12 protein-coding genes and 1 rRNA gene are annotated in these 13,405 nt (G+C 70.2%); 6 read left to right on the top strand and 7 right to left on the bottom strand.

Going from position 1 to position 13,405, the window contains the following annotated elements; translation table 11 throughout:
* Nucleotides 1–150: 150 nt before the first annotated feature.
* Nucleotides 151–267: ribosomal RNA gene (gene rrf, locus ACWEKM_RS02025) — 5S ribosomal RNA — on the top strand.
* Between the two features lie 89 nt (nt 268–356).
* Entirely contained in the window at nt 357–914 is a 558-nt protein-coding gene (locus tag ACWEKM_RS02020; protein ID WP_451619202.1) for a GNAT family N-acetyltransferase, read from the top strand.
* A gap of 11 nt (nt 915–925) precedes the next feature.
* Here ACWEKM_RS02020 and ACWEKM_RS02015 read toward each other — a convergent pair whose 3' ends face one another.
* The 7 genes from ACWEKM_RS02015 to ACWEKM_RS01985 form a co-directional block, all read right to left on the bottom strand.
* Nucleotides 926–2,473, bottom strand: a complete 1,548-nt coding sequence (locus tag ACWEKM_RS02015) for a type VI secretion protein (protein ID WP_451619201.1) — start codon at nt 2,471–2,473, stop codon at nt 926–928.
* A 1-nt stretch (nt 2,474) separates the two neighbouring features.
* Complete coding sequence (locus tag ACWEKM_RS02010) at nt 2,475–3,899, bottom strand: ATP-binding protein (protein ID WP_451619200.1); 1,425 nt, start codon at nt 3,897–3,899, stop codon at nt 2,475–2,477.
* Between the two features lie 14 nt (nt 3,900–3,913).
* Nucleotides 3,914–5,473: an SCO6880 family protein gene (locus ACWEKM_RS02005; RefSeq protein ID WP_451619199.1), complete on the bottom strand. Its 1,560-nt coding sequence runs from the start codon at nt 5,471–5,473 to the stop codon at nt 3,914–3,916.
* Complete coding sequence (locus ACWEKM_RS02000; protein ID WP_451619198.1) at nt 5,470–6,843, bottom strand: hypothetical protein; 1,374 nt, start codon at nt 6,841–6,843, stop codon at nt 5,470–5,472. The genes ACWEKM_RS02005 and ACWEKM_RS02000 overlap by 4 nt, the downstream gene beginning before the upstream one ends.
* On the bottom strand, nt 6,833–7,657 hold the full coding sequence (locus tag ACWEKM_RS01995; RefSeq protein WP_451619197.1) for a hypothetical protein: 825 nt from the start codon (nt 7,655–7,657) through the stop codon (nt 6,833–6,835). Before ACWEKM_RS01995 ends, ACWEKM_RS02000 begins: the two co-directional genes overlap by 11 nt.
* A gap of 211 nt (nt 7,658–7,868) precedes the next feature.
* Nucleotides 7,869–8,177 carry a hypothetical protein gene (locus ACWEKM_RS01990; protein WP_003991275.1) on the bottom strand — a complete coding sequence of 103 codons (309 nt, stop codon included), beginning with the start codon at nt 8,175–8,177 and terminating at the stop codon, nt 7,869–7,871.
* Nucleotides 8,178–8,670: 493 nt separating this feature from the next.
* Nucleotides 8,671–9,465 carry a TetR/AcrR family transcriptional regulator gene (locus tag ACWEKM_RS01985; protein ID WP_451619196.1) on the bottom strand — a complete coding sequence of 265 codons (795 nt, stop codon included), beginning with the start codon at nt 9,463–9,465 and terminating at the stop codon, nt 8,671–8,673.
* Between the two features lie 46 nt (nt 9,466–9,511).
* Between ACWEKM_RS01985 and ACWEKM_RS01980 the strand changes: the two genes are divergently transcribed.
* The 4 genes from ACWEKM_RS01980 to ACWEKM_RS01965 all read left to right on the top strand — a co-directional run bounded on the left by ACWEKM_RS01980 (nt 9,512) and on the right by ACWEKM_RS01965 (nt 13,338).
* Nucleotides 9,512–10,273 (top strand): SDR family oxidoreductase, encoded by a 762-nt coding sequence (locus ACWEKM_RS01980; RefSeq protein WP_451619195.1) that lies wholly within the window; start codon nt 9,512–9,514, stop codon nt 10,271–10,273.
* A gap of 179 nt (nt 10,274–10,452) precedes the next feature.
* Nucleotides 10,453–11,232 carry a trypsin-like serine peptidase gene (locus ACWEKM_RS01975; protein WP_451619194.1) on the top strand — a complete coding sequence of 260 codons (780 nt, stop codon included), beginning with the start codon at nt 10,453–10,455 and terminating at the stop codon, nt 11,230–11,232.
* 175 nt (nt 11,233–11,407) lie between these two features.
* Nucleotides 11,408–12,409 carry a C40 family peptidase gene (locus ACWEKM_RS01970; RefSeq protein WP_451619193.1) on the top strand — a complete coding sequence of 334 codons (1,002 nt, stop codon included), beginning with the start codon at nt 11,408–11,410 and terminating at the stop codon, nt 12,407–12,409.
* 218 nt (nt 12,410–12,627) lie between these two features.
* Nucleotides 12,628–13,338, top strand: coding sequence for a phosphatase PAP2 family protein (locus tag ACWEKM_RS01965; protein ID WP_451619192.1), 711 nt, complete (start codon nt 12,628–12,630; stop codon nt 13,336–13,338).
* Nucleotides 13,339–13,405 lie beyond the last annotated feature (67 nt).

Here is a 13,405-nt window from a genome sequence, read left to right as displayed (position 1 = left end):
GGTTGATAGGCCGGATCTGGAAGCCAGGTAACTGGTGGAGGTGACCGGTACTAATAGGCCGAGGGCTTGTCCATAGAGGCTCGCGTCCACTGTGTTGGTTCTGAAACCACGAACAGCCGTTTTTCCGGCGGGTTCACAGTTTCATAGTGTTTCGGTGGTCATAGCGTGAGGGAAACGCCCGGTTACATTCCGAACCCGGAAGCTAAGCCTTACAGCGCCGATGGTACTGCAGGGGGGACCCTGTGGGAGAGTAGGACACCGCCGAACTAGAATTGAAGAAGACCCCGCATCGTTATGATGCGGGGTCTTCTGCGTTTACGGTACTGCCGTAGTACCCGGGTATTACCGTGGCCCGCATGAGCACAGACACGGAAGGGCAGTACGTCGTCCGGGACATACGAGCCGATGAGTGGCCCATCGCGAAGTCGCTGCGGCTCGATGCGCTGCGGGACCCCGTTGCGGGGCTCGCCTTTCTGGAGACGTACGAGGCGGCCGCCGCCCGGCCGGACGCCTTCTGGCAGGAGCGGGCGGCCCGGTCCGCGGACGGGGCGGGCGGAGTGCAGTTCGTCGCCGTGGCGCCGGACGGCGTGTGGGCCGGGACCCTGACGATGCTGATGGAGGAGGCCGGCACCAAGGACTGGGCGGGGTATCCGGTGGGGCGTCGGCAGGGTCATGTCGTCGCGGTGTTCGTCAGGCCCGAGCATCGCGGGCGCGGGTTGATCGAGGCGTTGCTCGCCGCCGGCCTGGAATGGGCGTGGGAGCGCGGGGCCTCGCGGGTACGGCTGCTTGTGCACGAGGACAACGGGCGGGCCCGGGGCGCTTACCGCAAGGCGGGTTTCGTACCCAGCGGGGTCACCGTGGATCTCGTCGAGGGCGCGGGCCGGGAACTGGAGCTGGTCGTCGAGCGCGGGTGACGGCGGGGCCTCTATACGGGTAGTTCCTGGTGGGGCCAGCGGGTGCGGGCCTGTTCGCGGGAGCGGAGCAGGGCCAGCGTCGGCAGGCCCTGCTCCGCGCCGGTGGCCAGGAGGTCCGGGAGCTGGGGGAGCGGGGCCACGGCCGCGACGTCGTCGAGGACGAGGGTCAGTGGTGGGTCGAGCCGACCGGAGGATGACCGTTCGGCCATGCGCCGGCCGCGCTCGACCACGCTTGAGACGAGGGCCGTCAGGAGGGGCATCGCGCCAGGGTTGGTCCTGGGGTCCTCGATGGATTCACCGACCACATAAAGGGTGCCCCCTTCGGCGACAAAGGAATCCAAGGCGAGCGCATCACTTCGGTTCGGGGTGCACGCCTCGCGGATATTGACCGTGAAGAGCGCGGCGAGTGCGCGACTCGTCAACTCCTGGGCCATGTCGCGGCGTTCGGGGTGCGCGGTGAGGGCGGCTTCGAGTTCGCCAGCGGCGCCGGGGGCCGCCTTGGGGTTGGTGCGGAGGATGCGTACCGCGTCCTGGATCTGGGTGCCCTGGGTCCAGCGGTGGACGTGGCGGATGGTGCGGCCGTCGATGGCGGCCGCGTGCAGATAGCTTCGTAGGAGCGTCTCGGCCGTGTCCGCCAGGGCCTGGTCCAGCTTGGCCGTGGGTCTGACCGGGGTGAGCAGGGCGGCGGCCCTGTGCCGTGCCGTCTGCTTGTCCTCGCAGCCCGTCGTGGGCGGCCAGTGCAGCCGGGCCGGGGTGTCGCAGCGATGGGTGGGGTCGTAGAGGTGGGTGGGGCCGAGTTTGGCCCGGGCGTCCTTCGTCTCCGTCCACAGGGCGGCGTTGGACGTGACCACCAGGGCCGGGCCTTCCGCGTCGCGCACCGCCTGGGCCGCGGTGGCCTGACGGGTCGCAGGGGCGGCGTACAGGACGGCGCCTTCGGTGCGGGGGGTCTCCCGTTCGCCGGTCCGTCCGCCGTTGGCCGCGAGGGCGGCGGCGGGTTCCTGGGGCTGGGGTTCGCTGCGCGGGACGGGGACCTCGTGCCGGGGTTCGGGCGGCCGGGTGGGCGACGGTTCCGGTGCTCGTTCCGGTGCTCGTTCCCGCGGCGGTTCCGGTGCCGGTTCTCGTGTCCGTTCCGGTGCGGGTTCCTCCGTGGCGGGGTCGGGTGCTGTGGCCGTGGTGTGCTTCGCGTAGCGGCGCCGGGTCCGGCCGGCCCGCCAGCGGGCCACCGTGCCGATCACGAACACGGTCAGGACGAACAGCACCATCAACTGGCTGATGAACAGGCCCCAGAACAGCCCGTATCCCGACAGCTGCCCGGGCGGAGTGTGCGGCCAGGCGCCGGGGATGTCGTGTGGTTCGGCGATGAGGTGCCGCATCGCCATCGGGGTGTGGGTGAAGGTGACGCCGGACGGCCAGGAGCCACGGGTGAACAGACCCGCGAGGCCCGTGCCCGTCCACACCAGCAGGGTCATGCCGAGTATGAAGGCGAGGATGCCCAGCAGCAGGCCGTCGGGGATGCCCCCCTGGCCGCTCCGGCGCCGGTCCCGCTCGTCGGCTCTCATCTCAGGCCACCGTCGACTCGGACGATCCGTCCAGGTCGCCGATGTGCTGTTCCACGAAGGCCGCCGCCCGCTGCTCCGCCTCCAGTTCGGCGGCGTGCAGCGCGTCGTCGGTGGCGAGGTCGCTGGCCGACTCGGTCATCGCGCGGTCGGTGAAGACCAGAGGGCGTTCCGTCTCCGTCACCAGGTGCTTGACGACCTGGACGTTGCCGTTGACGTCCCAGACCGCGATGCCGGGGGTGAGGGTCGGGATGATCTCCACGGCCCAGCGGGGCAGGCCGAGGACCCGGCCGGTCGCGCGGGCCTCGTCCGCCTTCTGCGCGTAGATGGTGCGGGTCGAGGCCATCTTCAGGATCGCCGCGGCCTCCTTCGCGGCGGCGCCGTCCACGACGTCGGACAGATGGTGGACGACCGCGACGAAGGACAGGCCGAGCCGACGCCCGAACTTCAGCAGCCGCTGGAACAGCTGCGCCACGAACGGGCTGCTGATGATGTGCCATGCCTCCTCGACCAGGAAGATGCGCTTCTTGCGGTCGGGGCGGATCCAGGTGTGCTCCAGCCATACGCCGACGATCGCCATCAGGATCGGCATGGCGATGGAGTTGCGGTCGATGTGGGACAGGTCGAAGACGATCAGCGGGGCGTCCAGGTCGATGCCCACCGTCGTGGGGCCGTCGAACATGCCGCGCAGGTCGCCGTCGACCAGCCGGTCGATGACCAGTGCCACGTCCAGGCCCCAGGCCCGTACGTCGTCTATGTCGACGTTCATCGCCTCCGCCGACTCCGGTTCGGGATGGCGGAGTTGCTCCACGATGTCGGACAGCACCGGCTGGCGCTCGACGATCGTCTCGTTGACGTAGGCGTGGGCGACCTTGAGGGCGAAGCCGGACCGCTCGTCCAGGCCGTGCCCCGTCGCGACCTCGATGATCGTGCGGAGCAGGGCGAGCTGGCCGGTCGTGGTGATCGCCGGGTCGAGCGGGTTGAGCCGGATACCGTGATCCAGGGCGGCCATCGGGTCCAGCCGGATCGGCGTTATCCCCAGCTCCTGCGCGACGAGGTTCCATTCGCCGACGCCGTCCTCGCCCTGGGCGTCCAGGACGACCACCTGGCGGTCGCGGAAGCGCAGTTGGCGCAGGACGTAGGTCTTCTCCAGCGCCGACTTGCCGTTGCCCGACTCGCCGAGGACCAGCCAGTGCGGGGCGGGGAGCTGCTGCCCGTACAGCTGGAACGGGTCGTAGATGTAGCCCTTCCCGGAGTACACCTCGCGGCCGATGATGACGCCGGAGTCGCCCAGGCCCGGGGCGGCGGTCGGCAGATAGACCGCCTGGGCCTGGCCCGTGGACGTGCGCACCGGGAGTCGGGTCGTCTCGACCTTCCCGAACAGGAAGGACGTGAAGGCGTCCGTGACGGCGGACAGCGGGTCCCGCATCAGCGCATCAACCCCTACCTTCGGATTCCGGTGGCGAACGGGAGGGTGTTCACGAAGGCCCGGTGGTGTTCGCGGTCGCACCACTCCAGCTTCAGATACGCCTTGCCGGCGGAGGCCCTTATGGTCCGCTTGTCGCGGGCGAGAGCTTCGGGGGAGCGGGCGGAGACGGTGATGTAGCCGACCAGGTTGACCCCGGCCGCGCCGCTTGCCAGGTCCTCGCCGCGCTGGTCGAGGCGGGTATGGGCGGCGAGGTCGCGCGGGTCCACGGTGCGGTTCATCTTGGCGGCGCGGCTGGCATCGGCCTCGTCGTTGGTCTTCTCGGTCAGCATGCGCTCGATGGCGATCTCGGTGGGTTCGAGGTCCATCGTGACCGCGACGGTGCGGATGACGTCCGGGGTGTGGACGAGCAGCGGCGCCAGGAAGTTCACGCCGACCGGGGTCATCGGCCACTCCTTGACCCAGGCGGTGGCGTGGCACCAGGGTTCGCGGGTCGCGGACTCGCGGGTCTTGGCCTTGAGGTGGGTGGGCTCCATGGCGTCCAGCTCGGCCGGCCAGGCGTTCCGTTGCGTCATCGCCTGGAGGTGGTCGATCGGGTGGTCCGGGTCGTACATGGAGTGGACGAGGGAGGCGAGCCGGCCCTGGCCGAGCGGCTGGCGGACCCGGATGTCGGCCTCCTGCAGCCGGGAGCAGATGTCGGTCAGTTCACGGGCCATGACGACGGCGAGTCCGGCGTCCCGGTCCAGCCTGCGGCCGCCCTGGGGACGGGCGGCGCGGGCCATGGCCTGTGCCTCGGCGGCCAGTTCGCGGGTGTAGTGCATGCAGGCGACGAGGTAGGCGCGGTGCTGCTCGCTGCTGGTGGACACCATGGACTGCAGCTGTTCGTACGAGCGGGACAGCCACTGCGGGGCCTTCTCGTCGCCGCGCTGGGCGACGTCCTTGGCGTGGGCGTCGGGGTCGGCGGGCAGGGTGCGGGCGAGCATCTGCAGCCGGGTGACGAAGCCGTCGCCGTTGGCCACGTGCTTGAGCAGCGTGCCGAACCGGTCGACGAGGGCCTCCTGGTCCTCGGAGTCGCGCAGTCCGACGCCCGGGCCCTCGATCTCGATGGCGGCGGTGACGGTCTTGCGGTCGGCGTGCAGGAGTACGGCGATCTCGTCGGGCCCGAAGGGCGCGGCGAGCCAGCTGATCCGTCCGATGCCGGGGGGCGGGCCGACCTCCACCTCGCGGCCGTCGAGGCGGGTGCCCGCCTCCATGGCCGCGGACCGGTAGACGGTGCCCTGGCGCAGGGTGCGCTTGAAGCTGCGGTTGATCTCGAACCACTTGTAGAACGTGCGGCGCTTGTACGGCACGTACACCGCGGCGAGCGCGAGCAGGGGGAAGCCCATCAGCAGCACGATCCGCAGGGACAGGACGGGGACCAGGAGTCCGCACATCATGCCCAGGAACGCGCCGCCGATGATGAGCGCGATCTCGCCGGTCTCACGGTTGCGGCCGATGACCGCGTTCGGCCGGGCACGGCCGATGAGATACGTACGGCGGGGCGTGATCGGATGGGACAGATGGGACTCGGTCGTCAACGCCCTTCACCTCCCGAGCGGTTGCTGCTGCTGTTGCGGGTGTTGCCGGCGTGCGGGGTCTTCGCCGGGCTGGGCGAGCGCGGTGCGGGTGCGGCGGAGGGGACAGATCCGCCGCCACCGCCCGGAGCGCGCGTGCTGTGCGCGGCGACTCCGCCGGAGACCGGGTTGGCCGGGCGGGCGCCGGCCGAGGACGGCTGGCCGCCTCCGTTGTTGTCGGCACGGGTGCTGTGCGTCTTGATGCCCTGGGCGACCAGGGTCGCCGGGGAGCTGATGACCGCGGCGGCCTTGCCCTCGGCGCCCTGCATGATGCGGTTGTTGCGGCCGGCGGCGATCTCGTCGCCGAAGCCGGGGACGAAACGGTAGATCATCGCGCTGGCGAAGATGGCGAGCAGGATGATGGCGAGTCCGGAGACGACGGCGGAGAACGCGTCGGGGCCGTTGTCCGAGGACAGGGCGCCGGCCAGGCCGAGCACGATGACGATGACCGGTTTGATCAGGATGACCGCGATCATGATGCCGGCCCAGCGGCGTACGTGGCCCCACAGGTTCTTGTCGACCAGGCCGGCGTAGACGACGGTGCCGAGGAGGGCGCCGACGTAGAGCAGGGCGGCGCGGATGACCAGCTCCAGCCAGAGGATGCCGGCGGCGAGGACGGACACGAGCGAGACGACGATCAGCATGATCGGGCCGCCGCCGATGTCGGTGCCCTTGTCCAGGGCGCCGGCGAAGGTGCCGAAGAAGGTGTCGGTCTGGTTGCCGGTGGTCTTCGCGATGACGTCCGTCACGCCGTCGGCGGCCGATACGACGGTGTAGAGGATCAGGGGGGTGAAGGCGGAGGCCAGCACGGTGAGCCAGAGGAAGCCGATGGCTTCGGACAGGGCGGTGGTGAGGGGTACGCCGCGGACCGCGCGTTTGGCGACGGCGAGGAGCCACAGCAGGAGGGTGAGGATGGTGGACGCGGCGAAGACGACCGCGTACTGCTGGAGGAACTTGGTGTTCGTGAAGTCGACGTTCGCCGTCTCCTGTACCGCGTCGCTGAGCTTGTGGATGGTCCACGAGGCGGCATCGGCACAGCCCTTGCCGAGGGAGGTGAGGGGGTCGAGGGTGGAGGTGAGCGACTTGCCGGACCCGGAACCACCGGAGTCTTTGCCTTGTTCGCAGTACTTCTTGGCCGGGCCGACCAACAGCTCACACGCGTTGTCGCTCGGGCTCGGGCTCGGGGTGGGGGTGGGGGTGGGGGACGGTGACAGCGTCCCCGATGGGTCGGGAGTGGGCGCGGCGACGGCTCTGGCGGCCAGCAGCACCGCAGTTGCCTGTACGGCCGTCACGATCCCAGCGAGCTTGAGGACGCGACGCGGGCTACCGGGCATACGTGAACCCTCCGTACTCCTCGATGGCCTTGCTGATTTCGTCGGAGCCGGATGCCTTGTCGTCTCCGGGTACCGGCGCAGGGCCGTCCTTCTGCGTGTCCGTGCTGATCTTCCAGTCACCTTCGGCCCATTCCAGGTCGAAGGTCCAGGTCTTCCAGGTGGAGGTGACCGGGTCGGTCGTGGTCTCCGACGACATGCCGATGAGGCCCAGGTACCAGACCGCGACCTTGGCGTTGCCGTCCGCGTACTGCTCGACCTTTGTGCCCACCGGGACGGTCCGCGACACGAAGGTGCTGCCCTTTGGCGGATTGCCGTTCGCGTCGAGGCCCAGCTTGTCGAGGAAGCTCGCCGAGTAGGCCCCGTCCCTCGCCCCCTGGAGCTTGCCGGCGGCGGCCGACGTGTACAGGGTGTCGATGATTCTGTGCCGGTTGTCCTTGGTGAACATGCCGGTCGAGCCCAGTGCCACCGCATAGTTGGCTGCTGCGCTCTGGGCGCCCTGTTGGGTGTGGGGGAAGCCGGTGGGGATTCCGGCTGTTCTGGATCGGACGGGGGAGTCGCCGGTTGCCGCGGTGGCGGAGGTGGTCGGCTTGTCGGTGGAGCCGTCGGCCGAGGAGCCGTCGTTGCCGCCGCGGTTCGCGAAGGCGATCGCGGCGATCAGCAGGACGACCACGCCGACGACCGTGACCAGGCCGCGCGAGGACGAGCGGCCGCCCCGGCGGGCCCCGCCGTAGGGGTCGCCGCCGGGGAGCCGGGTGCGGGTCTGACCCGTGTCGTCGTAACCGCCGGAGGGGCCGTTCTCGTCTCCGAGACTCATGCCGCGTACGCTCCCTCGATGTCGTACGGGGACACCTCGTACCGGACCGCGTAGAAGTACGACGGTAGCCGTGCTGGTTCCCGCGCGGGCGGGGTGTGGTGAGTCGACATCAGGGAAACGCAACCTCAGCCGGTGGGCATGACGGGCGGGTGGGGGTAGGGGTACCGGGCGCGCCCGGAGGGGACGGAGAGGGGGGACGGGGGCGGTACGGTCAGACGGCCATGCCGTACACGATGGTGAACAGTGTGCCGAGTGAGCCGATGATGAAGACTCCGGTCAGACCGGCGATGATGAGGCCCTTGCCCTGTTCGGCGCTGAAGGTGTCCCGGAGGGCCGTCGCGCCGATGCGCTGCTTGGCGGCGCCCCAGATGGCGATGCCGAGGCAGAGCAGGATGGCCACGGCCATCACCACCTCGATCATCACCTTCGCTTCGTTGCCCAGGCTGCCGAAAGGCCCCCAGTCCGGAGCGATTCCGCCGATGATGGTGTTGATGTCTCCCTTGTCGGCCGCAAAGAGCATGTAAGTCACCGCCCCTGGTGGGTAGTTCCGCTATCCCCTGCGGTGTGCAGAGGTCAGACCTCATTCTCGCCGACAATGACGCCGTCGTATGTCGACTTGACGTCATTGCTTGGCGGATTTCGTACGCGTACCACGTACGGTCACTCTGTGTATCACGGCAGGTCACGCCGGGCAATGAGGCCGAAGCGGAACCTGTCGTGTGGTTCCCTCGTTGACCCCTCTCATGACCTGGCACGGTTTCTGACGGTTGGTCGGGTGAAACGTCGGGACGATGTTCTCACGGGCGGGGATACGGGCGGGAACGCGGGCGGGGATGCCGGAGGGGCCCGCCGATGCCGGTGGGCCGGTCGAGCGCCGCGAGCGATCCGGTCGTGCCCCGGCGGATGTGGGTCGTGCCCAGGTGGCTGTGGACGGGGTCGGAGGACCTGACGGGGGTGTGGTTTCCGTCGGGCCACGGGGTGTTGGGGAAGTGCCCCCCCGGAGGGGGCAGGGGTCAGGCGGGAACGGTGTCGGTGGCCGGGGTGGGCGGGGTCGTGGCTGCCCGGGGCGACGGCCGGGGGTGGATCGCCGCTGCCACGCGGTCCGGTTCCTCGCAGGCCAGCAGGTCCAGCAGCAGACCGCGGATCAGGGCCAGCGTCCGAGTCGCGTGGGCCTTCGCGAGGTCCCGGGGGGTGTCCGGCTGGGCGCGGACGAGGAGGTCGAGCCAGTCGTGGACCGACTCGGCGGCGAAGCCGGACCAGGGGCCCGGGTGGTGACTGAGCGACAGCAGGAAGACCTCGTAGGTCAGGCGGACCATCGGGCGTTGCTCGGGCGCGGAGAGGAAGGCCAACAGGCGGGCGGACAGGGCGTCGAAGGCGGCGGGTGCGGGTGCGGGTGCCGGTGCGGGGGTGGGGGTGGGAGTGGCCGGGGGGTCGTGGGAGGGGTGGTGGGCTCGTTCGTGGCCTTGTGCGGCGGTTGTTCCGCGAGTTGTTCCGCGAGTTGTTGTGCGGATTGCTCCGCTGGTTCCTCCGCCGTTTTCTGCGTCGGTCTGTTCTCGGGTTTGCTCGTCGAGTGCCGTGGCCAGCAGGGTCATCTGGTCGCGTCGCGCCCTCGCCAGCAGTTCGCGCAGCAACTCGTCCTTGCTGCCGAAGAGATAGAGCAGCACGCGGGGGCTGGTGCCGGTCGCGGCGGCCAGCGGGCGCAGGGAGAGGCCCAGCAGGCCGTGCTCCAGGAGGTAGGCGTAGCAGGCGTCGAGAAGCTCTGTGCGACGTGGCGACGCCGAGGACGGCGGTAACGATGGCGTACCCATTGCGCTACGGTAACTGAAACGAGTGTTTCAGTGGAGGTGGGGCGCTGTGGGCGGCCACACGGACTTCACGCTCACCGGGCGTACGGCCCTGGTCACCGGCTCGGTGCGAGGGCTGGGCCTGGAGATGGCGCGCGGGCTGGCCGACGCGGGCGCGCGGGTGATCGTGAACGGACGGGACCCCGCCACCGCGACGGCCGTGGCCGCGCGGCTGCGGGACGACGGGCTCGACGCCGGCGCCGCCGCGTTCGATGTCACGGACCGCGAGGCGGCACATGCGGCGGTGACCGGACTCGGGGACATCGACGTCCTCGTCAACAACGTGGGCCACCGGGACCGGCGGGGCGCCCGGGAGATGACGCCCGAGGAACTGGGGGCGATGCTCGACATCCATCTGACCTCGGCGTACGCGCTGAGTCAGTGCGTCGCCCGGGGGCTTGCCGAACGTGGCACGCCGGGGCGGATCATCAACGTCTCCTCGGTCGTCGGGCAGCTCGGTCGCATGGGGGACGTCGGCTACGCCACCGCCAAGGCCGGTCTGGACGGCCTGACCCGCGCCCTCGCGGCCGATCTGGGGCCCGGTGGTACGACCGTCAACTCGGTCGCGCCGGGTACCTTCGCGAGCGACGGCAACGCGGAACTGGCGGAGGATCCGGAGTGGGCGCGCTGGCTGCGGACGCGTACCGCGCTGGGGCGCTGGGGCCGCCCGTGCGAGATCGCGGGGATCGTCGTCTTCCTGGCGAGCGGGGCGGCGTCCTTCATCACCGGGCAGACGATCGCCGTGGACGGGGGCATGACGACGACGTTCTGAGCGGGAGCGGGAGCGGGAGCGGGCGGGGCGCGGAAGCGCGGTGCGCGCCTGGGAGCGCCGTGCGGCGTCAGGGTGCTGCGGGGGTGCGGGGGCGGGCAGTACGGTGAGCCGCGGTTCTCAGGAAAAACTCAGTGAAACCGGGCATGGTTTCTCACCTTCGTGGGACAAAGTGGGGCTCGATGAAGCGCACCTCACGCATCTCGGGTACGTCCGGTACCCCGCACATGGCGCTGTTCGGCGTCATGGTGCTGCTGGCCGTCACGTCGGCCTCCGTGGCCGCCGCCGACGACGGGCCGGGGCCGCTCGGGGTGACGGCGGTGGCGGCCGAGACCCGGCAGAGCGTGCCGGTCGGGGCGCTGTTCGCCGCCGACCGTGGATCCGCGCTGACCGGGGGCCACTTCTGCACCGCCTCCGTCGTGCACAGCCCGCGGCGGAATCTCATCGTGACGGCGGCGCACTGTGTGGACGGGGACACGTCCGACCTGGTGTTCGCGCCCGGGTACCGGGACGGGAAGGCGCCGTACGGGCTGTGGCGGGTCGGCGAGCGGTTCCTGCCGGACGGGTGGTCCAAGGGACGGGACGAGAACAGCGACGTGGCCTTCGCGGTGGTGGCGGACCAGGGCGGGAAGCGGATCGAGGACGTCGTGGGGGCGAACGGGTTCGCGCCGCGGACGGCGACCGGGGCGACCGCGGTGACCGTCACCGGATACCCCGACTCCGGTGAGACGCCGATCAGTTGCTCCAACAAGCCGACCCCGCACAGCCGCACCCAGCAGCGGATCGGGTGTCCCGGCTTCACGTCCGGTACCAGCGGCAGTCCCTGGGTCAACGGGGACCACGAGGTCGTCGGCGTGCTGGGCGGGCACGAGCAGGGGGGCTCGACGGCGGACGTCTCGTACAGTGTGGTCCTCGGGACCAAGGCGGCGGAGCTGTACCGGGACGCGGTGAGTGGCGGGTGAGGTGAGGCGGGGCAGCGCGCCGGGCGGGGCGGCCAACGGGGCGTATTGGGAGCGGTAGTTCAGGGGGGATGCCGTGTGGGAGGGGGCGTTGGCTTCGGTGTCTGGTTTGCTGTGGCCTGGCGTCACGGTTGGCGGAATCGGTCTGAACGGCCGCTGTTTGGGGGAGTGTTGACCCGTGCGGAAAGTATGGGTGGTCGGTGGGGCCGCGGTCGGGCTCGGGCTGAGCTTCGTCATGCTGCTGGTCGTCGGGGTGTACATGGTCGCCGGGAACCTGACCAACGGCGTCGGCGCCGGCAGCGTCGGGCTGGCCAAGGGCGCCGTGCCCGCCGCGTACAAGTCGCTCGTGCAGCAGTGGGGCAACCTGTGCTCCGCCATCAACCCCGCGCTGCTCGCCGCCCAGCTCTACCAGGAGAGCGGCTGGGACGCGAACGTGGTCAGCGTGGCCGACGCGCGTGGTATCGCGCAGTTCATCCCGAGCACCTGGGCCACGCACGGCATCGACGGCAACGGCGACGGCAAGCGCGACATCTGGGATCCGAATGACGCGATTCCGTCGGCGGCGTCGTACGACTGCGAACTCGCGAAGTACGTCAAGGACGTGCCCGGAGACACCAGCGACAACATGCTCGCCGCCTACAACGCCGGTGCGTACCGGGTCATAAGGGCGGGTGGGGTTCCGGCCATCAGTGAGACCCGGAACTACGTCAAGACGATCCGCACCCTGGAGCAGAGCTTCGCCGCGCCGGTGTCCCGGGTCGACCCCAGCCGACAGGCGGCGGGGGCCATCGCGTTCGCCCAGGAGAAGCTCGGTACGCCCTATCTGTGGGGCGGCAACGGCACCGCGGACCAGGGCGGTCGGTTCGACTGCTCGGGGCTGACCAAGGCCGCGTACGAGAACGTGGGGATCACGCTGCCGCGGGTCGCCAACGACCAGTACAACGCCGGACCGCACCCGTCGCGGGACGAACTGCTCCCCGGGGACCTGGTGTTCTTCTCGGACGACCTCACCGATTCCCGGGCCATCCGGCACGTGGGGATCTATGTGGGCGGCGGATATATGATCGACGCCCCGCGAACGGGGGCTGTGATCCGGTTCGACCCGGTGGACACACCGGACTACTTCGGGGCCACCCGGGTCACCGAAGATGGCGCGAAAGCGCTCCCCACGACCGTGTGACCGTCCGTGAACCCACCCCCTGAGCTGCGGCGATGAATCTCTGTTCGGTAACGTCTGCATGATCATTCGGTGGGGCGTGGAACGTATCTACGGGGGCCGTGCGTTCCTGTTGACGTAGTCGGGCGGACGGTGAGTGCGCACATCTACACACCACGGGGGTGGGCAGCGGCGACGCACGCGAGGTGCGTCCGGCAGAACGACGAAGGGGCCGTAGCACCATGGCGGTACTCGCCGATTCCGGATCGAACCCCGACGTCGACCTGCTCTACGACATCAACGGACTCGCCAAGGACGCGCCCCGGTGGTTCGACCGGATCATGGAGTTCGTGGGCGAGTACGGGCTGCTGCTCGCCATGGTGCTGCTGGTGGTGTGGTGCTGGTGGTCCGTGCGGCGCCGGTCCGACCGCGAGGAGGAGGCCGCCTCGGTGGTCGCCGCGCTGGTGTGGGCGCCGCTCGCGGCCGCCGTCGCCGTGCTGGTGAACGTGCCGATACGAGGGTTCGTGCAGCGGCCCCGCCCCTTCCTCGACCACCAGGGGCTGGAGGTGCTCGTCTTCGGCAAGACGGACTACTCCTTCGTGAGCGACCACGCGACGATCACCATGGCGCTCGGGGTCGGACTGTTCGTGGCCGACCGGAGGTTCGGGATCGCCGGGCTCGGGCTGGCTCTGCTGGAAGGGTTCTGCCGGGTCTACATGGGCGTGCACTATCCGACGGACGTCGTCGGCGGGTTCGCGCTCGGCACGGCCGTCGTACTGCTGCTGTCGCCGCCGGCCATGGCCCTGCTCACACCGGTGATGCGGGCGGTGGGGCGGTCGCCGCGGGCCGGGTGGCTGATCCGGCGGCGCCCGTCGGTGGGCGGCCGGGGCGAGGCGGTGCTCCCGGGCGCCCGGAAGGCGGCGTCGTCCGAGGAGCGGGACCTGGCGGCGTAAGAGCTCCGAACAGAATGGGCGCCCGGCGCGCGGCGTCTGGCACGCACTCCCCCAGCCTTCGGCCGGG

Source organism: Streptomyces sp. NPDC004752 (assembly GCF_053601275.1).
The sequence above is the reverse complement of the archived record's forward strand: the minus strand, read 5'-3'. Positions and strand labels throughout refer to the sequence as shown.